The 19,707-nt window shown below is 72.8% G+C and carries 19 protein-coding genes; 6 read left to right on the top strand and 13 right to left on the bottom strand.

The window, feature by feature from the left end; all coding sequences use genetic code 11:
- The 3 genes from ACZ42A_RS36465 to ACZ42A_RS36455 all read right to left on the bottom strand — a co-directional run.
- Positions 1 to 1,114: serine/threonine-protein kinase (locus tag ACZ42A_RS36465; RefSeq protein ID WP_468531651.1), on the bottom strand; the 1,114-nt coding region annotated here is incomplete at its 3' end.
- A 73-nt stretch (positions 1,115 to 1,187) separates the two neighbouring features.
- Positions 1,188 to 1,664: a MarR family winged helix-turn-helix transcriptional regulator gene (locus ACZ42A_RS36460; RefSeq protein ID WP_468531650.1), complete on the bottom strand. Its 477-nt coding sequence runs from the start codon at positions 1,662 to 1,664 to the stop codon at positions 1,188 to 1,190.
- The gene (locus tag ACZ42A_RS36455; protein ID WP_468531649.1) at positions 1,661 to 2,266 is read right to left on the bottom strand and encodes a type 1 glutamine amidotransferase family protein; all 606 of its coding nucleotides are present in this window, start codon (positions 2,264 to 2,266) and stop codon (positions 1,661 to 1,663) included. Before ACZ42A_RS36455 ends, ACZ42A_RS36460 begins: the two co-directional genes overlap by 4 nt.
- Before the next feature lie 166 nt (positions 2,267 to 2,432).
- On the opposite strand from ACZ42A_RS36455, the gene ACZ42A_RS36450 reads away from it, so the two are divergent.
- The 3 genes from ACZ42A_RS36450 to ACZ42A_RS36440 all read left to right on the top strand — a co-directional run bounded on the left by ACZ42A_RS36450 (position 2,433) and on the right by ACZ42A_RS36440 (position 5,379).
- Positions 2,433 to 3,797, top strand: coding sequence for an aminotransferase class III-fold pyridoxal phosphate-dependent enzyme (locus ACZ42A_RS36450; RefSeq protein ID WP_468531648.1), 1,365 nt, complete (start codon positions 2,433 to 2,435; stop codon positions 3,795 to 3,797).
- A gap of 124 nt (positions 3,798 to 3,921) precedes the next feature.
- Positions 3,922 to 4,623, top strand: coding sequence for a GntR family transcriptional regulator (locus tag ACZ42A_RS36445; RefSeq protein ID WP_468531647.1), 702 nt, complete (start codon positions 3,922 to 3,924; stop codon positions 4,621 to 4,623).
- A 105-nt stretch (positions 4,624 to 4,728) separates the two neighbouring features.
- Positions 4,729 to 5,379 (top strand): hypothetical protein, encoded by a 651-nt coding sequence (locus ACZ42A_RS36440; protein WP_468531646.1) that lies wholly within the window; start codon positions 4,729 to 4,731, stop codon positions 5,377 to 5,379.
- 1 nt (position 5,380) lies between these two features.
- On the opposite strand, the gene ACZ42A_RS36435 is transcribed toward ACZ42A_RS36440, so the two are convergent.
- Together ACZ42A_RS36435 and ACZ42A_RS36430 are read right to left on the bottom strand one after the other, a co-directional pair.
- Positions 5,381 to 5,680 carry a hypothetical protein gene (locus ACZ42A_RS36435; protein WP_468531645.1) on the bottom strand — a complete coding sequence of 100 codons (300 nt, stop codon included), beginning with the start codon at positions 5,678 to 5,680 and terminating at the stop codon, positions 5,381 to 5,383.
- Between the two features lie 166 nt (positions 5,681 to 5,846).
- The gene (locus ACZ42A_RS36430) at positions 5,847 to 7,130 is read right to left on the bottom strand and encodes an adenylosuccinate synthase (RefSeq protein ID WP_468531644.1); all 1,284 of its coding nucleotides are present in this window, start codon (positions 7,128 to 7,130) and stop codon (positions 5,847 to 5,849) included.
- 187 nt (positions 7,131 to 7,317) lie between these two features.
- Between ACZ42A_RS36430 and ACZ42A_RS36425 the strand changes: the two genes are divergently transcribed.
- Positions 7,318 to 8,199: a diacylglycerol kinase family protein gene (locus tag ACZ42A_RS36425; protein WP_468531643.1), complete on the top strand. Its 882-nt coding sequence runs from the start codon at positions 7,318 to 7,320 to the stop codon at positions 8,197 to 8,199.
- A gap of 532 nt (positions 8,200 to 8,731) precedes the next feature.
- Here ACZ42A_RS36425 and ACZ42A_RS36420 read toward each other — a convergent pair.
- On the bottom strand, positions 8,732 to 9,226 hold the full coding sequence (locus ACZ42A_RS36420; RefSeq protein ID WP_468531642.1) for a GbsR/MarR family transcriptional regulator: 495 nt from the start codon (positions 9,224 to 9,226) through the stop codon (positions 8,732 to 8,734).
- Between the two features lie 104 nt (positions 9,227 to 9,330).
- Here ACZ42A_RS36420 and ACZ42A_RS36415 point away from each other — a divergent pair, with 104 nt between their 5' ends.
- Both ACZ42A_RS36415 and ACZ42A_RS36410 read left to right on the top strand, forming a co-directional pair.
- Positions 9,331 to 10,233: an ABC transporter ATP-binding protein gene (locus ACZ42A_RS36415; protein WP_468531641.1), complete on the top strand. Its 903-nt coding sequence runs from the start codon at positions 9,331 to 9,333 to the stop codon at positions 10,231 to 10,233.
- The gene (locus ACZ42A_RS36410) at positions 10,230 to 11,837 is read left to right on the top strand and encodes an ABC transporter permease (protein ID WP_468531640.1); all 1,608 of its coding nucleotides are present in this window, start codon (positions 10,230 to 10,232) and stop codon (positions 11,835 to 11,837) included. Before ACZ42A_RS36415 ends, ACZ42A_RS36410 begins: the two co-directional genes overlap by 4 nt.
- 80 nt (positions 11,838 to 11,917) lie before the next feature.
- Here ACZ42A_RS36410 and ACZ42A_RS36405 read toward each other — a convergent pair whose 3' ends face one another.
- The 7 genes from ACZ42A_RS36405 to ACZ42A_RS36375 form a co-directional block, all read right to left on the bottom strand.
- Positions 11,918 to 13,123: a cytochrome P450 gene (locus tag ACZ42A_RS36405; protein ID WP_468531639.1), complete on the bottom strand. Its 1,206-nt coding sequence runs from the start codon at positions 13,121 to 13,123 to the stop codon at positions 11,918 to 11,920.
- 63 nt (positions 13,124 to 13,186) lie between these two features.
- Entirely contained in the window at positions 13,187 to 13,852 is a 666-nt protein-coding gene (locus ACZ42A_RS36400; RefSeq protein WP_468531638.1) for a response regulator, read from the bottom strand.
- Entirely contained in the window at positions 13,849 to 15,207 is a 1,359-nt protein-coding gene (locus ACZ42A_RS36395; protein ID WP_468531637.1) for a sensor histidine kinase, read from the bottom strand. Before ACZ42A_RS36395 ends, ACZ42A_RS36400 begins: the two co-directional genes overlap by 4 nt.
- A gap of 124 nt (positions 15,208 to 15,331) precedes the next feature.
- The gene (locus ACZ42A_RS36390) at positions 15,332 to 16,006 is read right to left on the bottom strand and encodes a response regulator (protein ID WP_468531636.1); all 675 of its coding nucleotides are present in this window, start codon (positions 16,004 to 16,006) and stop codon (positions 15,332 to 15,334) included.
- Positions 16,003 to 17,403, bottom strand: coding sequence for a sensor histidine kinase (locus ACZ42A_RS36385; protein WP_468531635.1), 1,401 nt, complete (start codon positions 17,401 to 17,403; stop codon positions 16,003 to 16,005). Before ACZ42A_RS36385 ends, ACZ42A_RS36390 begins: the two co-directional genes overlap by 4 nt.
- Before the next feature lie 10 nt (positions 17,404 to 17,413).
- Positions 17,414 to 18,613 carry an acyltransferase family protein gene (locus tag ACZ42A_RS36380; protein ID WP_468531634.1) on the bottom strand — a complete coding sequence of 400 codons (1,200 nt, stop codon included), beginning with the start codon at positions 18,611 to 18,613 and terminating at the stop codon, positions 17,414 to 17,416.
- Positions 18,606 to 19,625, bottom strand: coding sequence for an alpha/beta hydrolase (locus ACZ42A_RS36375; RefSeq protein WP_468531633.1), 1,020 nt, complete (start codon positions 19,623 to 19,625; stop codon positions 18,606 to 18,608). The genes ACZ42A_RS36380 and ACZ42A_RS36375 overlap by 8 nt, the downstream gene beginning before the upstream one ends.
- Between the last annotated feature and the right edge of the window lie 82 nt (positions 19,626 to 19,707).

Below are 19,707 nucleotides of genomic sequence, written 5' to 3'. Positions count from 1 at the left end.
CACCGAAAGCACCCGGACCGCTGAAAGCACCCGACCCACCGGAAGCACCGGGACCGCCGGAAGCACCCGGTCCACCGGAAGCACCGGGACCGCCGGTAGCACCTGGCCCACCGGAAACCCCGGACCCCCCAGAAACGCCCACTCCCCCCGCCCCCTCCAGCGCCCCCCTCCGCTCAGCCGGTGCCCCCGCCCCCTCCGGGTGCTCCGTTTCCAGCAGGGCCACCGCGTGGCGGCCGAGTTGGGCGACCAGGGTGCTGGGGAGCCAGGGGTCGAGGGCGCGGCCGTCGGAGACGGTGTCCTGGGCGCCGGTGCGGTCGAGGACGTCGTCGAGGGTGGGGCGGGTGGTGGGGTCCTTGCGGAGGCAGATGCGGACCAGGTCGGCGATGCCCTCGGGGACCCGTTCCAGGTTCGGTTCCTCCTGGGCGATGCGGAACATCAGGGCGTGCACCCCGCTGTCGGCGCCGCCGAACGGGAGGGCGCCGGTGGCGGCGTAGGCGAGGACGGAGCCCAGGCAGAAGACGTCGCAGGCGGGGGTGACGCGGTCGCCGCGGACCTGCTCGGGCGCCATGAAGCCGGGCGAGCCGACGAGTGCGCCGGTGCGGGTCAGTCCGCCGTCGGTCACCGTCTCCAGCGCCCGCGCGATGCCGAAGTCGATGACGCGCGGGCCGTCGATGGTCAGCAGGACGTTCGAGGGCTTCAGATCGCGGTGGACCATCCCCGCCGCGTGGATGTCCTTCAGCGCGTGCGCCAGCCCGGCCGCCAGGATGCGGACCGAGCGTTCCGGCAGCGGCCCGTGGTCGTGGCCGACGACCTGCTGGAGGCTGGGGCCCGCCACGTATCCGGTGGCGACCCAGGGCACGGCCGCCTCGGTGTCGGCGTCGAGCACGGGGGCCGTCCAGTGGCCGCCGACCCGCCGCGCGGCCTGCACCTCCTGCCGGAACCGCGCCCGGAACTCCTCCCGCGCGGCCAGTTCCTCGCGGACCAGTTTCACGGCGACGGTCCGGCCCCGGTCCGACCGGGCGAGATAGACCTCGCCCATGCCCCCTGCGCCGAGCCGCCCCAGCAGCCGGTACGCGCCGACCTGCTGTGGGTCCCCGGGCCCCAGTCTCTCCATCCCCACCGCCTCCCCCAGGTGAGCAACAGGCCGAGAATAGTGCGGCCGTGAGGGGAGTCGTACGGAGTGAGGTCTACGGTTCCGTAACAGGCGGAACAGGCCGGGCAGGCGGCCCCACTTCGTCGAGCACCTTCGACAGCCGCTCCAACGCCTCGACGGCGGCGGCGAGTTCGGTCTCGCCGAAGGCCTCGGCGAGCCGGTCGGCGTAGGCCGCGTGGCCGGGGTCGATGCGGGCGATCGCGGCGCGACCCTCCTCCGTGGGCGCGAGAAGCTTGGCGCGGCGGTGGGCAGGGTTCGGCCGGTACTCGGCGAGGCCCCGCTCGACCAGCAGATCCGCGATGCGCTGGACGCTCTGCCGGGTGATGCCCATGGCGCGGGCGATGCCCGCCACCGGCAGCGGTTCGCGCAGTACCGCGCCCAGTACCTGCCACCACGCCGCGGTCAGGCCGGCGGGGCGCGCCAGCTCCTCGGCGACGGCGAGGAACTGGCCGTTCAGCCGGAACACGCCGAGCGCGCTCCGGCTGAACAGGTCCTGACGGGCACGGCTCACAGCGCGCCCGCCTTCTCCAGTACGGCGTAGGCCTCGACGTCGGAGTCGTGGAAGAGCCGGTACCAGGCGTCCAGCACCTCGCCCTCGTACACCCCGAGCAGCCCGAGGATCTCCCGGGCGAAGGCGACGGGCTCGGTCGGGCCCGCGGTGATCAGCGGCCCGTCGGTGACGGCGTCGGCCTCGACGTACTTCTCGCCTCCCGCGTAGCCGGTCGCCGCCAGGTAGAAGGAGACGGCGCTCGTGTGCGCGCGGTCGTCGAGCAGGCCCTCGCGGGCCAGTCCGGCGGTGGCGCCGCAGATCGCGGCGACGGGCACGCCGGCGTCGAGGAACTCGCGCGCCTTGCGGGCGAACGGCGCGAGGTCGTCCGACGTGTCCCACAGGTCGGCGCCCGGCAGGATCAGCAGCGCGCTGTCCTCGGGCCGCACGTCGTCCAGGGCGGCGTCGGGCTGGATCCGCAGGCCGCCGAGAGTGCGGACGGGGGCGGTCGTCGGGCCGACGGTGCGGATCTCCCAGCCGGCGCGGGCGAGGTGGGCCGTGGCGTGGCCGGGCTCCCAGTCGGCGAGGGTGTCGTAGACGGCGAGGTGGACGGGCTTGCGGCTCATGGTTCCTCCTCCAGCGGTTCTGCGTATGACAGAAGGCTGTCACTTAGACAGTATGCTGTCAATAACGGGGCCTCCCCCCACCGTCGACAACCTGTCGCGGAAAGCCCCTGACCACAGACAGGACGCCGATATCGCGTCCGCATCGCGGACATCTACGCTCGGCCGCATGACCCCTCATCCCGTTCCCAACGCGCAGGCCGGCGCCGCCGTGAAGGCCGCGGACCGCGCGCACGTCTTCCACTCCTGGTCCGCGCAGGAGCTCATCGACCCGCTCGCCGTCGCCGGCGCCGAGGGGTCGCACTTCTGGGACTACGACGGCAAGCGCTACCTCGACTTCACCAGCGGCCTCGTCTACACCAACATCGGCTACCAGCACCCCAAGGTCGTCGCCGCGATCCAGGAGCAGGCCGCGAAGATGACGACCTTCGCGCCCGCGTTCGCCATCGAGGCACGCAGCGAGGCCGCCCGGCTGATCGCCGAGCGGACCCCCGGCGACCTGGACAAGATCTTCTTCACCAACGGCGGCGCCGACGCCGTCGAGCACGCGGTGCGGATGGCCCGGCTGCACACGGGCCGCCCGAAGGTGCTCTCGGCGTACCGCTCGTACCACGGCGGCACCCAGCAGGCGATCAACGTCACCGGCGACCCGCGCCGCTGGGCCAGCGACAGCGGCGCGGCCGGAGTCGTGCACTTCTGGGCGCCCTTCCTCTACCGCTCCCGCTTCTACGCCGAGACCGAGGAGCAGGAGTGCGCGCGGGCGCTGGAGCACCTGGAGACGACGATCGCCTTCGAGGGGCCGTCGACCGTCGCCGCGATCATCCTGGAGACCGTGCCGGGCACGGCCGGGATCATGGTTCCGCCGGCCGGTTACCTCGCCGGGGTGCGGGAGATCTGCGACAAGTACGGCATCGTCTTCATCCTCGACGAGGTGATGGCGGGCTTCGGGCGGACCGGTGAGTGGTTCGCCGCCGACCTGTTCGGTGTCACGCCGGATCTCATGACCTTCGCCAAGGGCGTGAACAGCGGATACGTGCCGCTGGGCGGCGTCGCGATCTCGGAGAGGATCGCCGACACCTTCGGCAAGCGGCCCTACCCCGGCGGACTGACCTACTCCGGGCACCCCCTCGCCTGCGCCGCCGCCGTCGCGACGATCAACGTCATGGCCGAGGAGGGCATCGTCGAGAACGCGGCGCGACTCGGCGCCGAGGTCGTGGAGCCGGGCCTGCGGGAGCTGGCCGAGCGGCACCCGAGCGTCGGCGAGGTGCGCGGCGTCGGCATGTTCTGGGCGCTGGACCTGGTGCGGAACCGGGAGACCCGGGAGCCGCTGGTGCCGTACAACGCGGCCGGTGAGGCCAACGCGCCGATGGCCGCGTTCGGCGCCGCCGCGAAGGCGCACGGCATCTGGCCGTTCATCAACATGAACCGCACCCATGTCGTCCCGCCCTGCAACGTCACCGAGGCCGAGCTGAAGGAAGGCCTGGCGGCGCTGGATGCGGCGCTGGCGGTGGCGGACGAGTACGTGACGGCATAGACACGTACATGACCCCGTAGTCGGTTACCCCGGGTGGGGGGACCGCGTAAGGTGGCGTGCTCGTAGGCACACCTGTGCACCCCTGGTGCACGCCATTCGAACGCGACGAGGGAGTCCCCCCACCATGCCCGGCACCAGCGGCAACGGCGCTGTGACCCGTAGCACCCTGCGGCAGCAGATCGCGGACGCGTTGCGGGACGAGGTGCTGGCCGGACGGCTGCAGCCCGGGCAGGAGTTCACCGTCAAGGAGATCGCCGAGCAGTACGGCGTCTCCGCGACCCCGGTGCGCGAGGCCCTGGTCGATCTCTCCGCGCAGGGCCTGCTGGAGGCCGACCAGCATCGCGGCTTCCGGGTCCGCGAGTACTCCGTGGACGACTTCCGCGGCCTGGTCGAGGCCCGCAGCCTGGTCACCGACGGCATGTTCCAGGCGCTCGGCGACGGCCACCGCGGCTTCCGGGACCCCGACGACCCCCGGGTCTCCGCCGCGCTCGCGGGTGTGCGGCGGCGCGGCGAGGAGGCGCAGCGCGCCGCCACGGCCGGCGACCTCACCGTGCTCATCGGCTACGACCTGCGCTTCTGGCGCGAGCTGAGCGGCCTGTTCGGCAACCCCTACCTCGCCGACTTCCTGCACCGGCTGCGCGTGCAGTCCTGGGTGTGCGCGGTGCAGCATCTGCGCCGGCTGACCGATCTGCGCGGGCAGCTGTGGGCCGGACACACAGAACTGGTGGACGCCCTGGTGCGCCGCGACACCCAGGCCGCGCGGGCGCTCATCGCCGCGTACAACACCCACTCCCTCGCACTGATCGAGCGGCTGGCGGGCGGCTGACGGCCCTTCTGGGTATGGGACCGGTACGGGAGGGGACCCGTCCGGCCCCCACCCATTACGCTTCCCTGACCGCCCCGCGCGCGCCCGTACCGGAGGAGCCCTCTTTTGGCCTGTGACCTGTGGCTGGTCCCGCTCGTCGACGTGTTGTGCCACACGCCGGACAACCCGTTCGCCGAGGAACTCGCGCAATACGACAAGGCGCTCGCCGAGGCCGGGCTGCCGCCGGTGCCGGTGTACCAGTACATGCCGGGCCTCTCCGGCGAGGTCGCCCCGGTCGCCGGATTCGACTACGACGCGCTGCACTTCCTGCGCCGGGCCTATCTCCTCCAGGTCTGCGGACTGCCGGTGACCCCGGTGGACGAACTGGGCGGCGACTACGAGCAGCTCCTGGAGATGTTCGAGACGACGGCCCAGCAGTCCCACCTGGTCTGGCACTACGACCACGCGGGCGCCTACGTCCCGGTCGACTTCCCGCACCCCCTGTCCAACGACGAACTCCTCGCGGGCGGCGGCCCGTTGGGCTCCTCCCAGACCCTCCTCCGCGAGCTGGAGCACGTCGCCCCCACCCTCGGCATCGACCCGGCCAACCCCCCGGCGGCCCCGCGACCCCCGCTCGCTCCCACCGACCTGGAGGAGCCCGCCGTACCGGCTCCCTACGACCCCAGCCCGTTCGCCCGCGAGCGCCACGTGTGGCTGGGGCTGCACGCGGCGGCGACGCGGAGTCTGGCGCAGGGGTCGATGATCGTCTTCAGCTGAGTCAGCCGCCGCCGGACAACTGGGAGAGCCCCTTCTGCACGTCATCCAGGTTCATCACCGGCGTGTAGGACACCGTGGCGTTCCCTTCCCGGAAGAGCGGCTCGGTGATCACCGGCATCTGCGACACGTCCTCCATGTCGAAGACCAGGAAGGCCGTACGCTCACCGTCGTCCGGGAGGAAGTAGGCGGCTTCCGGATGGACCCGCTCGACCATTTCCTGGATCAGTCCGGCCATCCTGCCGCTCTCGACGAGCTCGTTGCCCTTCTCCGTGTCGAAATGGGCCTTGAGCAGCACGCGCATCGCACTCACCTTCCTCGGGTCGTCCGGCTCGACGTACGCGTACGCCTTCAGGCTATGGCCGACAGGTGAGGTTCGCATGATGCGCGGAAACGCCCGGCCGGAGGACCGGCCGGGCGTTTCGCGCTCCCGGAACCCGTGGCTCGCGGCACGGATTCCCAACGGATTCCTACAGGAACGAGTTGATCTCGATCGTCTCGTCCCGGCCCGGGCCCACGCCGATCGCGGAGATCGGGGCGCCGGACATCTCCTCGAGCGCCTTGACGTAGTTCTGGGCGTTCTTCGGCAGGTCGGAGAAGGACTTCGCCTTGCTGATGTCCTCGCTCCAGCCCGGGAGCATCTCGTAGACCGGCTTCGCGTGGTGGAAGTCGGTCTGCGAGTACGGCAGCTCCTCGACGCGCTTGCCGTCGATCTCGTAGGCGACGCAGACCGGGATCTGCTCCCAGCCGGTGAGCACGTCCAGCTTGGTGAGGAAGAAGTCGGTCAGACCGTTCACCCGGGTCGCGTAGCGGGCGATGACCGCGTCGAACCAGCCGCAGCGGCGGTCACGGCCGGTGGTGACGCCCCGCTCGCCGCCGATCCGGCGCAGCGCCTCGCCGTCCTCGTCGAACAGCTCGGTCGGGAACGGGCCCGCGCCGACGCGGGTCGTGTAGGCCTTGAGGATGCCGATGACGCGGCTGATCCGGGTCGGGCCCACGCCGGCACCGGTGCAGGCGCCGCCCGCGGTCGGGTTCGACGAGGTCACGAACGGATACGTGCCGTGGTCGATGTCGAGCAGGGTGCCCTGGCCGCCCTCGAAGAGCACGACCTTGTCCTCGTCCAGCGCCTGGTTCAGGATCAGCACCGTGTCGGCGACGTACGGCTTGATCTGCTCGGCGTAGCCCAGCAGCTCCTCGACGACCTGGTCCACGGCGATGGCGCGGCGGTTGTACAGCTTGGTCAGCAGCTGGTTCTTGACGTCGAGCGCCGCCTCGACCTTCTGCTGGAGGATCGACTCGTCGTACAGGTCCTGGACCCGGATGCCCACGCGGTTGATCTTGTCCGCGTAGGTCGGGCCGATACCGCGGCCGGTCGTGCCGATCTTGCGCTTTCCGAGGAAGCGTTCCGTCACCTTGTCGACAGTGACGTTGTACGGCGTGATGATGTGCGCGTTGCCGCTGATCAGGAGCTTCGACGTGTCGACGCCGCGCTCGTTCAGCCCGCTCAGCTCGGAGAGCAGGACCGACGGGTCGACGACGACACCGTTACCGATGACCGGCGTGCAGCCGGGGGACAGGATTCCGGAAGGGAGCAGGTGGAGGGCATACTTCTGGTCACCCACGACTACCGTGTGGCCGGCGTTGTTGCCGCCCTGGTATCGCACCACGTAGTCAACGGATCCGCCGAGCAGGTCCGTCGCCTTTCCCTTGCCTTCGTCACCCCACTGAGCACCGAGCAGCACAAGTGCGGGCACGCGCGTACACCCCTTCCGGGCGGGGCATGTCCAAGGTCAGGGGCGCACGCCGCACACCTGTGGCTGCGTACACCGGCGACCTCCGTTGGCCGCAACCCGTCGGACCGGATGCCCCGGAATAGACGAAGCCCCTGGCGCAATAGCGCAAGGGGCTCTTGCACAAAGATGCTACCCGAGGAAGCGAGGCATGACCGAGGTGGCGACTTCCGCGACGTCCGAGCAGCTGTTGGTGATCATCGATCCGGTCGCCCGGCGAGTGGACTCGGAGTCCGCGCGAATCGCGAAAGACGTGCTCAGCGCGGGTGCCGCCACCAAGGTGTGCCTCCCGGACGGTCCCGAGGAATTCGCCCGGATGCTCTCCCGGCGTGGGTCCCGCCGGCCGGTCGTGGTCGGTGACGACCGCGCGCTGGTCCGTGCCGTGTCCCTTTTGCACCGGCAGCGGGAGCTGGCCGGATGTGTGCTGTCGATGGTGCCGGTCGGAGCCGGTTCCGGGGTGCTGTCGCTGGCCCGGTCGCTCGGGGTGCCGACCGGCACGGTGGCGGCGGCGCGGGCCGTGCTGGACGGGGCCGAGCGGCGGCTGGACCTGCTCGTCGACGACAGCGACGGGGTGGTGGTCGGCGCGGTGGGCATCCCGCCGCTGTCCGCCGGGCGGGACGCCCCGGAGGGGGCCACCGCCGTGAGCCGGCCGTGGCTGCGGACCTGCCAGTCGCTGGTCCGCACCCTCGTCCCGTCGCGCCCGGCCCGCGTGGCCACCGCCTCCCCGCCCAGCCCCGCCGGGCCCGCCCGGCTGCGGGTCGAGGTCGACGGGGAGACCCTGGTGGACCTCGGCCAGCCGCTGGCGGGCGTGTCGGTGTCGCCGGGGCTCGCCGGGCTGGCCGAGGTGGAGGTGCGGCCGGTGTCGGTGGGCGCGGAGGCGACCCCCCTGCGGGCTGAGGGCCGGACGGTGACGGTGACCGGACCCGCCTTCCGCTACCGGGCCGACACGCAGGTGGCGGGTCCGGTACGGCGCAGGACGTGGACGGTCTTGGAGGAGGCGCTGGGGATAACGGTGCCGGTTGGGGCCGGGTGAGTCGGGGGCACGGTGGCGGGGGCGTCCGGGTGAGTCACGTTCACCGTGCCGGTTCCGTCCGGTGGGTCCGGGGCACGGTGGCGGCGGCGTCCGGGTGAGTCACGTTCACCGTGCCGGTTTCGTCCGGTGGGTCGGGGGCACGGTGGCGGCGGCGTCCGGGTGAGTCACGTTCACCGTGCCGGTTCCGTCCGGTGAGTCAGGGGCACGGTGACTGCGGCGTCCGGGTGAGTCAGGCGCGCCGTGCCCGTTCCGTCCGGTGAGTCAGGGGGCACGGCGCCGGATTCGGCCGGGTGAGCCGGGCGCACGGTGCCGGCGGCGTCCGGGTGAGTCAGGTACACCGTGCTGGTTCCGTCCGGTGAGTCAGGGGCACGGTGGCGGCGGCGTCCGGGTGAGTCACGTTCACCGTGCCGGTTCCGTCCGTTGGGTCCGGGGCACAGCGCTGGTTGCGTCGAGGTGAGTCAGGTATACGGTGCCGGTTGCGGCCGGGTGGGGCTGGGGCACGGCGCCGGATTCGGCCGGGTGGGGCAGGGCTTCACCCGCCGAACCTCTCCCGCCGATACACCCGCCACCGCTCCATCATCCCGGCGACGTCCTTCTCGATGAACTCGAAGAAGGCGAGCGTCTCCGCCAGTCGGCGGCCCGCCGGGGTGTCGGCGCCCAGGCTGGAGACGCCCCCGCGCAGAGCGTCCTCCCAGCGCTTGATGATCGCCTCGCGATTGGCGAGCGCCTCGTACCACTGGTCGCTGTGCACCCGGTACCGCTCCCGCCGCGAACCGGGCTCCCGCTCGCGCGACAGCATGTGCACCTGCGCCAGGTAGCGCACCGCGCCCGAGACGGCCGCGGGGCTGATCCGGAGCTGTTCGCTCAGCTCCGCCGAGGTCAGGGTGCCGGAGTCGGAGGCGAGCAGGGCGGCGAAGACCCGGGCGGCCATGCGCGGCAGCCCGGCCTCCACGAGCTGGGCCGCGAAGTGCTCCACGAAGCGGGAGACCGCCTCGGGGTCCCGTTCCATCGCCTTCGGCTCCGTCATGCCTCGATCATCTCCCCTGGTCAGATGCCGCGGTCGAGTCTAGCCAGTCATTTATACGCTTCCTTAACTTCACAAATTTCTGAAGGAAGCGTACGTTCTGAAGCATGACCAAGGCCATCACCGTCTCCGGACTCCACAAGTCCTTCGGCCGGACGCACGCACTCGACGGCCTCGACCTGGACGTCGAGGCCGGCGAGGTCCACGGCTTCCTCGGGCCCAACGGGGCCGGAAAGTCGACCACCATCCGCGTCCTGCTCGGCCTGCTGCGCGCCGACTCCGGCGCCGCTCAGGTGCTCGGCCGCGACCCGTGGACGGACGCCGTCGACCTGCACCGCCGTATCGCCTACGTCCCCGGCGACGTCACCCTCTGGCGCAACCTCTCCGGCGGTGAGGTCATCGACCTCTACGGCCGGCTGCGCGGGGGCCTCGACGCCCGGCGGCGGGCCGAGCTGATCGAGCGGTTCGAACTGGACCCCACGAAGAAGGGCCGGACGTACTCCAAGGGCAACCGGCAGAAGGTCGCCCTCGTCGCCGCCTTCGCCTCCGACGTCGACCTGCTGATCCTCGACGAGCCGACCTCGGGCCTCGACCCGCTGATGGAGGAGGTCTTCCAGCGCTGTGTGGCGGAGGAGCGGGAGCGCGGGCGGACGATCCTGCTCTCCTCCCACATCCTCAGCGAGGTCGAGGAGCTGTGCGACCGGGTCAGCATCATCCGCAAGGGGCGGACCGTGGAGAGCGGCTCGCTCGCCGAGCTGCGGCATCTGACCCGCACCAGCGTCACCGCCGAGCTGGCCGGACCGCCGAACGGGCTGTCCCGGCTGCCCGGCGTGCACGACCTCGACGTCCAGGGCCGGCGGGTCCGGCTCCAGGTCGACACCGACCGGCTCGACGCCGTCCTGCGGCAGCTGAGCGAGTCCGGCGTGCGCTCGCTGACCTCCACCCCGCCCACCCTGGAGGAGCTGTTCCTGCGGCACTACCAGGACGACATGACGGAGGCCGCCCGATGAGCGCCGCCGCCTTCGCCGTACGGTCCGGAGGCTCGCGCCAACTGGCCGGCACCGGCACCCTGCTGCGGTTCGCACTGCGCCGCGACCGCGTGATGATCCCGCTCTGGGTCGGCGTGAACGCCCTGATGGTCCTGTCCATGCCGAACACGATCAAGAGCCTCTACGGCACCGCCGCCGAACGCGCCGATCTCATCCGCCAGATGGAGACCAACGCCTCCCTGCGCGCGATGATCGGCCCCGTCTTCGGCGACTCCTACGGCGCCCTGACCGTCTGGCGCGTCGGTGTGTACGCGGGAGCGCTCGCCGCCGTGATGGGCCTGCTCCTCGTCGTCCGGCACACCCGCGACGAGGAGGAGAGCGGCCGCCAGGAGCTGATCTCCTCCGCGATGGTCGGCCGCCGCGCCCCGCTGACGGCGGCTCTGCTGACCTCCGCCGTCGCCAACGCCGCCCTCGCCCTGCTGATCGCGGGTGGACTCGCCGGTCAGGGCGGCACGGGCGCCTTGGCCTTCGGGCTCGGCATCGCCGGGCTCGGCATGGTGTTCGCGACGATGGCGGCGATCGTCGCCCAGCTCACCGAGAGCGCCCGGCTCGCCCGCGGCCTCACGGCGGCGGTGCTGGGCGCCGCGTTCGTGCTGCGCGCGGCGGGCGACTCGGCTACCGACGACGGTTCCTCGGTCCTGACCTGGCTCTCTCCCATCGGCTGGCTGGAGAACCTGCGGCCGTACGCCGGTGAACGCTGGTGGGTGCTGCTGCTCTTCGCCGGCGCCGCCCTTGTCCAGGGCGCGGTGGCCTACGAACTCGCCGGGCGCCGGGACATCGGCATGAGCTTCCTGCCCGCCCGGCCCGGACCGGCTGCCGGGCGGCTGGGCAGCGCGGGCGCGCTGGCCTGGCGGCTGCAGCGGGGCGGGGTGCTCGGCTGGAGCGTCGGCTTCCTGCTCGCCGGGGTGGTGTACGGCGGGATGACCGAGGGCGCGGCCGACCTGGTCGGCGACAATGACAACGCCCGGCAGATCATCGAGCGGATGGGCGGACAGGCCGGTCTGACCGACGCGTTCCTCTCGGCGATGATCGGGATGCTGGGGCTCATCGCCGCGCTGTACATCGTCGCCTCGGTGCTGCGGCTGCACGGCGAGGAGACCTCGGGGCGGGCGGAACCGGTGCTGGCGAACGCCGTGGGGCGGCTGCGCTGGGCCGCGGGCCATCTGGCGGTCGCGTTCGGCGGCACCGTCCTGATCATGCTGCTGGCGGGGCTCGGTTTCGCCGTCGGCTACGGCAAGGAGGTCGGGCCGGTTCTGGGCGCGTGCCTGGCGCAGGTACCCGCGGTGTGGGTGATCGGCGGCGCGGCGGTGCTGCTCCACGGGCTGCTGCCCCGGGCGGCGATGGCGGCCTGGGCGGTCGCCGGGGCGGTGCTGCTGATCGGCTGGATCGGGCCCGCGCTGGACGTGCCGCGGGCGGTGCTGGACATCTCCCCGTTCGGCCATCTGCCGAAGCTGCCCGGCGGGGAGATGGAGTGGACGCCGGTGCTGGTGCTCACCGCCCTGGCGGCGGCACTCGTGGCGGCCGGGCTGGCGGGGCTGCGGCGGCGGGACCTGGTCACCTCCTGACCCCGCCGCGTCACCTCCTGACCCCGCGGTCGCCCCGGCACGGGCATCGGCATCGGTACCGGCGCCCGCCCCGGCACCGGTTACGCGATCTCCACGTCCAGGCCCTCCAGCCCCCGGATCACGAAGTTGGGCTTGCGTTTCGGCTCCGACGCCAGAGTCAGCGTCGGAGCCCGCTCCAGCAGCGCCTTCATGGAAGCGGCCAGTTCGATACGGGCCAGCGGGGCGCCGATGCAGTAGTGGATGCCCGCGCTGAAGGAGATGTGCGGGTTGTCGGCGCGGGTGAGGTCCAGGCGGTCGGGGGCCTGGAAGACCGCCGGGTCGTGGTTCGCGGAGCCGAAGAGCAGGGCCAGCTCCGCGCCCCGCGGGATCGTCGTCCCGTCGACCTCGATCTCGTCCAGCACCCAGCGCTCGAAGAGCTGGAGCGGGGTGTCGTAGCGCATCAGCTCCTCGATCGCGGCGGGAACCAGGGAGTGGTCCGCGCGGAGCGCCGCCAGCTGGTCCGGGTTGCGGAACAGCGCCCACCAGCCGTTGACCGTGGCGTTCACGGTCGCCTCGTGGCCCGCGTTCAGCAGCAGCACGCAGGTCGAGATCATCTCCTGCTCGGTGAGCCGGTCGCCCTCGTCGTGCGCCGCGATCAGACCCGAGATCAGGTCGTCGCCGGGCTCCTTGCGGCGCTCGGCGATCAGCTCCCGGAGATAGTCGGAGAACTCCACCGACGCCCGGACCGCCTTCGCCGCCGTCTCCTGCGAGGGATTCAGCTCGTACATCCCGCAGATGTCCGCCGACCAGGGCCGCAGCGGCGCCCGGTCGGCCTCCGGGACGCCCAGCATCTCGGCGATCACCGCGACCGGCAGCGGCTCGGCGACGTCGGCGAGCAGATCACCGCCGCCCCGCCGGACCAGCCCGTCCACCAGCTCCCCGGCCAGCGCCTCCAGATACGGCTTCAGCCGCTCCACCGTGCGCGGCGTGAACGCCTTCGACACCAGACGCCGGATCCGGGTGTGGTCCGGCGGCTCCAGATCCAGCATCCCGTGGTCGTTCAGCGTGTGGAACGGCTCGTGCTCCGGCGGAGGCGGCGTGCGCCCGAAGTCCTCGTGCGAGAAGCGGTGCTGGTACGTCCGCCCAAGCCGGCGGTCCCGCAGCAGCGCCGAGACGTCCGCGTGGTGCGGGATCAGCCACTGGTTCGTGGGCTCGTAGTGGTGCACGCGGCCCTGGGCACGCAGCTCGGCATAGGCGGGGTAGGGGTCGGCGAGGAACGCCGGGTCCCACGGGTCGAAGGCTGCCATGAACGGACGCTAGCCCGGCGGACCCCGCTCTGACCAGGGGGTCCGGGGCGCCCTCTTCCCCGGTCAGCCGGGTGTCACCAGCCGCGCCTCGTACGCGAACACCGCCGCCTGGGTCCGGTCGCGCAGGCCCAGCTTGACCAGGATCCGGCTCACATGGGTCTTGATCGTGGACTCGGCGACCACCAGCCGCTCGGCGATCTCCGCGTTCGACAGGCCGTGGGCGATGAGGACCAGCACCTCCGTCTCCCGGTCGGTGAGGTCCCCGTACGCCTCCTGCGCCTGCGGCAGCAGCTTCGGGGCCTCGGACAGCTTGGAGAACTCCGTGATCAGCCGCTTGGTGACCGACGGGGCCAGCAGCGCCTCGCCGGACGCCACCACCCGCACGCCCTCGGCGAGCTGCCGGGCCGAGGCGTCCTTGAGCAGGAAACCGGAGGCTCCCGCGCGCAGCGCCTGGTACACGTACTCGTCGAGGTCGAAGGTGGTCAGCACCAGCACCTTCGCCGCGCCGTCCGCGGCGACGATCTCCCGGGTCGCCTCGATGCCGTTCAGCTCCGGCATGCGGATGTCCATCAGCACCACGTCCGGCGCGAGTTCGCGGACCTTCGCGACCGCCTCCCGGCCGTTCACCGCCTCGCCGACGACCTCGATGTCCGGCATCGCGTTCAGCAGGACCGAGAAGCCCTCGCGCACCATCATCTGGTCGTCCGCGATCAGGACGCGGATGGTCATGCCTCATCCTCGCTCGTCGCCGGGACCGGCAGGAACACGGTCACCTCATAGCCTCCCTCGTCGGTGGAGCCCGCCGTCATCTCGCCGTTCAGCATCGAGACGCGCTCGCGCATCCCGGTGATCCCGTGGCCGGCCCCGGGCGAGGGCTTCACCAGGGACGGCTCCGGCGGTGCCCCGTTGACTATGCGCAGGCCCAGGCCACCGAGGACGTAGCCGATCTCGACGCGGGCGGTCGCGCCGGGCGCGTGTCTGAGGGTGTTGCTCAGGGCCTCCTGCACGATCCGGTACGCCGACAGCTCCACGCCCTGCGGGAGTTCGCGCACCGCTCCGGTCACCGCCTTGCCGACGCGGAGGCCGGCGTCGCGCACATTGGCGAGCAGCGCGTCCAGGTCGGCGAGGGTGGGCTGGGGAGCGTCCGGGGCCTCGTAGTCCTCGGCGCGGACCACGCCCAGCACGCGGCGCAGTTCGGTGAGGGCCGCGACCGCGTTCTCCCGGATCGTCGCGAAGGCGCGCTCCAGCTCCTCCGGCGGGTTCTCCACCCGGTAGGGCGCGGCCTCGGCCTGGATGGCGACGACCGACATGTGGTGGGCGACCACGTCGTGCAGCTCGCGGGCGATCGTGGTGCGCTCCTCCAGGAGGGTGCGCCGGGACCGCTCGTGCTCGGTGACCGTCTGCTGGGCGGTCACCTCCTGCTCGGCCTCCCGTCGTATGTGCCAGACGGTCACGACGAGCAGGACCAGGGCGGAGACGACCAGCATGGGCGCGGTGTTGGTGCTGTAGCCCCAGCCGAAGAGGCTCTCGGCGAAGAAGCCGTACGCGCCGGTCAGCAGCCACATCCACGCCGCCGTGCGCGGCCGGGTGCGGATCGCGACGACCGTCAGCACCACCAGGTGGGAGAAGAAGGCGCCGGGCGGCCACGGCCACTCCTGCCAGGTGCCGCCCAGCACGGTGCCGACCAGGGTCGCCGCCATCGACAGCCAGAACGCGGCGACCGGCCGGATCATGGTCAGCACCACCGGGCCGAGGGCGAGCAGGCTGAGGATCAGCTCGGAGGATCCGCCGTTGCTGGTGACCGACGCGAGCATGAACGCGAAGAATCCGGCCGCGGTGATCAGCGCGTGCGGCGTCCAGGAGGCGTACTCCCGCGGCCGGCCGCCCAGCCGCCGGGTGACCGGGCCGTCCACGGCCATGCGGGGCAGCGGGCGGTAGGCGAAGGCGTCGAGGAACAGGTCCTGCCGCAGGCCGCGCAGGGCGTCGGCGGCCAGCCGGTACTCGGGGCTGCGCGGCTTGTAGGCGGCGGACGCGGGGTTCGCGTCGTCCGCCGGCGTCGGGTGCGTGCGGGTCGTCTGGGTCACGTTCGAAACGGTAGGCCGGGGCGGGGGTTCCCGTCGTCACCAGCGAGAGGGGTCCTTCGGCATCCGTCTCAGGTACTACGGGTCGGAACCGGTACGGGTCGGACCCGGCTGGGTGGCCCCCCGCTCAGTACCCCGCCGGCCGCACCAGCCCCGACTCGTACGCGAACACCGCCGCCTGGGTCCGGTCGCGCAGGCCCAGTTTCACCAGGATGCGGCTCACATGGGTCTTCACGGTCTGCTCGGCGACGACCAGGTGCCGGGCGATCTCCGCGTTGGACAGGCCGCGGGCGATGAGGGCCAGGACCTCCGTCTCGCGCTCGGTGAGATCCGCGACGCGCTCCTTGAGCGGGGCCCGGGGCGCGCCGTCCAGGCGGGAGAACTCGGCGATCAGGCGCCGGGTGATGCCGGGGGCGAGCAGGGCGTCTCCCGCGGCCACCACCCGGACCGCCTCGGCGAGCTGGTCGGCGGAGGCGTCCTTCAGGAGGAATCCGGAGGCACCGGCGCGCAACGCCTCGTAGACGTACTCGTCGAGGTCGAAGGTGGTGAGCACCAGCACGCGGGTGTCCCGCGTCGACGCGGTGATGCGGCGGGTGGCCTCGATGCCGCCCAGCTCGGGCATGCGGATGTCCATCAGCACGACGTCCGGGTCGAGTTCGGCGACCTTGGCGACCGCGTCCAGGCCGTCCACCGCCTGGCCGATCACCTCGATGTCGGGCTTGGTGTTGAGCAGCACGGTGAAGCCCTGCCGGACCATCTGCTGGTCGTCGGCGATGAGTACGCGGATCGTGCCGCTCGTCATGGGGTCTCGCCTCCTGTCGGGGTCTCGGGAAAGATGATCTCCGGTTCCGGCACGTCCCGGAACTCCTCCTCGTCGACGAGGGCGGCGGCGTCCCGGGGCAGGAAGGCGATGACCTGGAATCCGCCGTGCAGGGTCGGCACCGCGCTGACGTGGCCGCCGAGCATCGCCGCGCGCTCCCGCATGCCGAGCAGGCCGTGGCCGGCGCCCGGGGAAGGCTGCACCGGCCCCTCGGGGGCGCTGTTGATCACGTCCAGGACCAGTCCCCGGCGCTGGTGGGTGACGGTGACGCGGACGTGCGAACCCGGCGCGTGCCGCAGGGCGTTGCTCAGCGCCTCCTGCACGATCCGGTACGCCGACAGCTCCAGCCCGGGCGGATAGGGGTGGTCGGGCTCGCCCCGGACGGCGACGGCGACCTTCAGTCCGGCGGCTCTGGTGTTCTCGATCAGGGCGTCCAGGCGGTCCAGAGTGGGCTGCGGGGCGTCCGGGGCGGCACCGGTGCCGGACTCACCCAGGCCGTAGGGATCGTCGGGGTTCTCGGAGCGCAGCACGCCGAGGACGCGCCGCAGTTCGGTCAGCGCCTCCAGCGCGTTCTGCCGGATGCCCGCCAGGTTCTCCTTCAGCTCCTCGGGCGGGTTCTCCACCAGGTGCGGGGCGACCTGGGCCTGAATGGAGATCACCGACATGTGATGGGCGACCACGTCGTGCAGCTCGCGGGCGATCCGGCTGCGCTCCTCCAGCAGGGTGCGGCGGGCGCGCTCCTCCGCGGTGATCGTGGCCTGCCGGCCGAGTTCGTCCCGGGCCTCGCGGCGGCCGCGCAGGGCCATCCCGAGGATGACGGCGACGGAGAACAGGCAGATCGCGAGCACGCCGGTGCTCTGGTAGTCCGGCGCGCCCAGCAGGCCCTGCAGGGCCCAAGTAAGGAACACCGTGACGATCAGCGCCTCGGCGGACACCCGGCTGCGCACCCGGAGGGCGAACAGCAGCAGCACGAGCAGATGGGCGATGAGCCCGGCCGAGGTCCACGGCCAGGTGAAGTCGTGGGCGTCATCGGCCAGTTGCCGCTGCCGCAGCCCGACGGCCCCGACCACGAACGCCGCCGTCGACAGCCACCAGGCCGGGATGGGCCGCCACAGCGCGAGCACCACCGCGCCGCCCTTGGCCAGCGCGACCGGGAAGGCGTACCCGAAGGCCAGGCCGCCGTTGTCCTGGAGCTGCGCCTCGTCGCCGATCACGATGCCGAGCGCGGCCAGGCACAGCAGGCCGTGCGGCAGCCAGCGCAGCCACACGAAGGGCGGCAGCGGATCGGCGCGGGCCGTCCACAGGTCGGCGCGCAGTACCCCCAGCCAGTCCCGCAGCCGGTCCGTCACCGGGTGCGGGCCCCTCCCCGTCCGCTTCACGCGCCCAACCCTAGGCACGCCGGGCCTCCTTCGCCTCGGTGCCGGTGGGGCCCCGATGGACGCGGACCACGCGGGAGGGGCGGTGAGCGGGCCGCGCGGTGCGGTGCTCGCGCGCGCGGAAGGCGAGCCAGCACATGGCCAGGGCGAAGGCGAGCACCGGCAGCCAGGCGAGCCGCGCGGCGACCCAGCCCAGGCTGTCGGGGACGGTGTGCAGGCCGGGCAGCCGGCCGGCGAGGAGGGCGGTGGCCGTGGTGGCCATCAGGGCGGTCTGGTGCCAGAGGTAGATCGTCATGGCCGAGAGGTTGACCACGGCGACCGCCGCCCAGGCGAGCGGTCGGCGCAGCGCGCGGCGCAGCGGCTCGCGCAGCAGCAGGGCGAGCCCGCACTGGGCCACGCCGAAGGTGACGGCGGCCAGCGTCGGCGGGTTCAGGTTGGAGACCGCGGCGCCCGGCACCCCGACCATCGACGCCGGATAGCCCGCCCAGGCCACCAGCGCCGCCGTCACCGCCGCACCGCCGGCCAGCAGGACCCACCCGGCGCGCCGGCGTTCCAGCTCGCCCCGGGTCCAGGCCGCGCCCAGGGTGTAGGGCACCAGCCAGCCCGCGGCCAGGTTCGCCCAGCCCAGCCAGGAGGGCCCGCCGAGCCCGAAACGCACCAGATCCACATGGAGTACGACGGCGAGCGGCCACAGCGGGTTGATCCGGGTGAGCAGCGGAGTCGCCGCCGTCAGCGCGGCGAAGACCAGCAGGAACCACAGCGGGCACAGGGCGAGCTTCACCAGAGTGCGCACGGTGGTGAACTCGGCGCCGGTCAGCAGCAGCGCCGCCGTGGCCACCGCCCACAGGGCGAGGAGGGCGGTCACCGGGGCGAACAGCCGGGCCAGCCGGGCGCGCAGCCACTGCCCGTACGTCTCCCCGCGGTCCCGCGCGGAGGCCAGGCCACGCGTCGCCACATGGCCGCCGACCAGGAAGAACACGGCGAGCGTCTGGAAGACCCAGGAGACCGGGGCCAGCCAGGGCAGATGCCGCAGCGGGCTGTCGGTGCGCAGGGTGCCGCCGTCGGCGACCAGGGCGGTCACCAGCCAGTGGCCGAGGACGACGCCGAGGATCGCGAGGGCGCGCAGCGCGTCGACCGCGCGGTCCCGCGAGGCGGGCGTCGCCGCGTCCAGACGCGCGGCGCCCTTCGACACCGAGGGGATCAGGTCACGCACGGGTCACCTCCGAGGTCTCGCCGAGCACGATCCGGGCCAGATTGGCCAGACAGACCGAGCCCGGGGCGAAGTAGTCGCTGTGGCCGCCGTCGCCGGCGGCGAAGACACGGGCGCCGAAGGCCGGGGACACCGGGTCGGTGCCGAAGCCGACGGTGGTGCCGAACAGGTCCGCTCTGGCGTGCGGGACCTCCGCGATCCAGTCGTCGCCGCCGCGGGCCGCCCAGATCCGCGCGGAGGTGTGCAGCGCGGCGGCGGAGTCGGCACCGGTGCCGGGGCTGCCGAGGAGGGCGATGTCGTCCACGGGCGGGCCGCCCCGGGCGGCGGTGCGGGCGCAGACGACCGAGCCGTAGGAGTGGCAGAGCAGGGAGATGTGGCTGTCGCGGCCGGTCAGGGTGGGCAGTCGGCGCAGGAACTCGCCCAGGCGGGGCGCGGCTTCGTCGGCGCGGCCGGTGGTGAGGACGGTGGTGCTGACCGTGCCCGGGGTGTCGTACCCGAGCCAGGCCACCACCGCCACGCGGGTGGACGCGGGGGCCCGCTCGGCGAGTTGGCGGTGCAGGGCGGTCGCCGTCGCGCGGAAGCGGTCGTAGGTGTCGAGGGTGGTGTCGGAGCCGGGGACCAGGACGGCGACACGGTCGGCGTGGGCGAGGTCGCCGAACACCTCGGTGGCCCGGCCGGTGCCGCGGCCGTCGAAGGCGAGGAGCTGCCGGGTCGGGGCGGCCAGGGCGCGGACCGCCTCCGCGCGGTGCCGGTCGCCGTGGGCGGCGGCCATCCGGGCGGCCCGCGCGGCGTTGGCGCGGTGGGCGGCGTAGGCCGTGTCGAGGGTGGCCGCTGTGATCGGGGGCAGGTCCGCCGGGGGCGGGGCGGGCACGCGGGGCCGGGCCGCGGCGGAGAGCGGGAGGACGACGGCGGCGGTGACGAGGAGGGCGAGGAGGGAGCGCAGCCGGCGGGGCGTGCGGCGGCCCGCCGGGGCCGTGCCGGTGGTGTCGGTGCCCGGTGCCTCGGTCGGCTCCATGGTGCGCTTCCCTCCCCGTCCGCCCGTCCATCGGGCCTGTTTGGTGGGGAAGTTACGGAGCGGGAGCCGTCGCTCGCGTCAC

The sequence above is a fragment of the Streptomyces sp. NPDC030838 genome (assembly GCF_055572035.1).
Note: the sequence above shows the minus strand (reverse complement) of the source record. Positions and strands in the feature narration are given on the sequence as shown.

Coding starts and splice junctions, on each gene's coding strand:
- ACZ42A_RS36410 (WP_468531640.1), top strand. CDS start 10,230: ATGAGCGCCGCCGCCTTCGCCGTACGGTCCGGAGGCTCGCGCCAACTG.
- ACZ42A_RS36425 (WP_468531643.1), top strand. CDS start 7,318: ATGACCGAGGTGGCGACTTCCGCGACGTCCGAGCAGCTGTTGGTGATC.
- ACZ42A_RS36405 (WP_468531639.1), bottom strand. CDS start 13,123: ATGGCAGCCTTCGACCCGTGGGACCCGGCGTTCCTCGCCGACCCCTAC.
- ACZ42A_RS36375 (WP_468531633.1), bottom strand. CDS start 19,625: ATGGAGCCGACCGAGGCACCGGGCACCGACACCACCGGCACGGCCCCG.
- ACZ42A_RS36450 (WP_468531648.1), top strand. CDS start 2,433: ATGACCCCTCATCCCGTTCCCAACGCGCAGGCCGGCGCCGCCGTGAAG.
- ACZ42A_RS36390 (WP_468531636.1), bottom strand. CDS start 16,006: ATGACGAGCGGCACGATCCGCGTACTCATCGCCGACGACCAGCAGATG.
- ACZ42A_RS36445 (WP_468531647.1), top strand. CDS start 3,922: ATGCCCGGCACCAGCGGCAACGGCGCTGTGACCCGTAGCACCCTGCGG.
- ACZ42A_RS36455 (WP_468531649.1), bottom strand. CDS start 2,266: ATGAGCCGCAAGCCCGTCCACCTCGCCGTCTACGACACCCTCGCCGAC.
- ACZ42A_RS36415 (WP_468531641.1), top strand. CDS start 9,331: ATGACCAAGGCCATCACCGTCTCCGGACTCCACAAGTCCTTCGGCCGG.
- ACZ42A_RS36435 (WP_468531645.1), bottom strand. CDS start 5,680: ATGCGCGTGCTGCTCAAGGCCCATTTCGACACGGAGAAGGGCAACGAG.
- ACZ42A_RS36420 (WP_468531642.1), bottom strand. CDS start 9,226: ATGACGGAGCCGAAGGCGATGGAACGGGACCCCGAGGCGGTCTCCCGC.
- ACZ42A_RS36400 (WP_468531638.1), bottom strand. CDS start 13,852: ATGACCATCCGCGTCCTGATCGCGGACGACCAGATGATGGTGCGCGAG.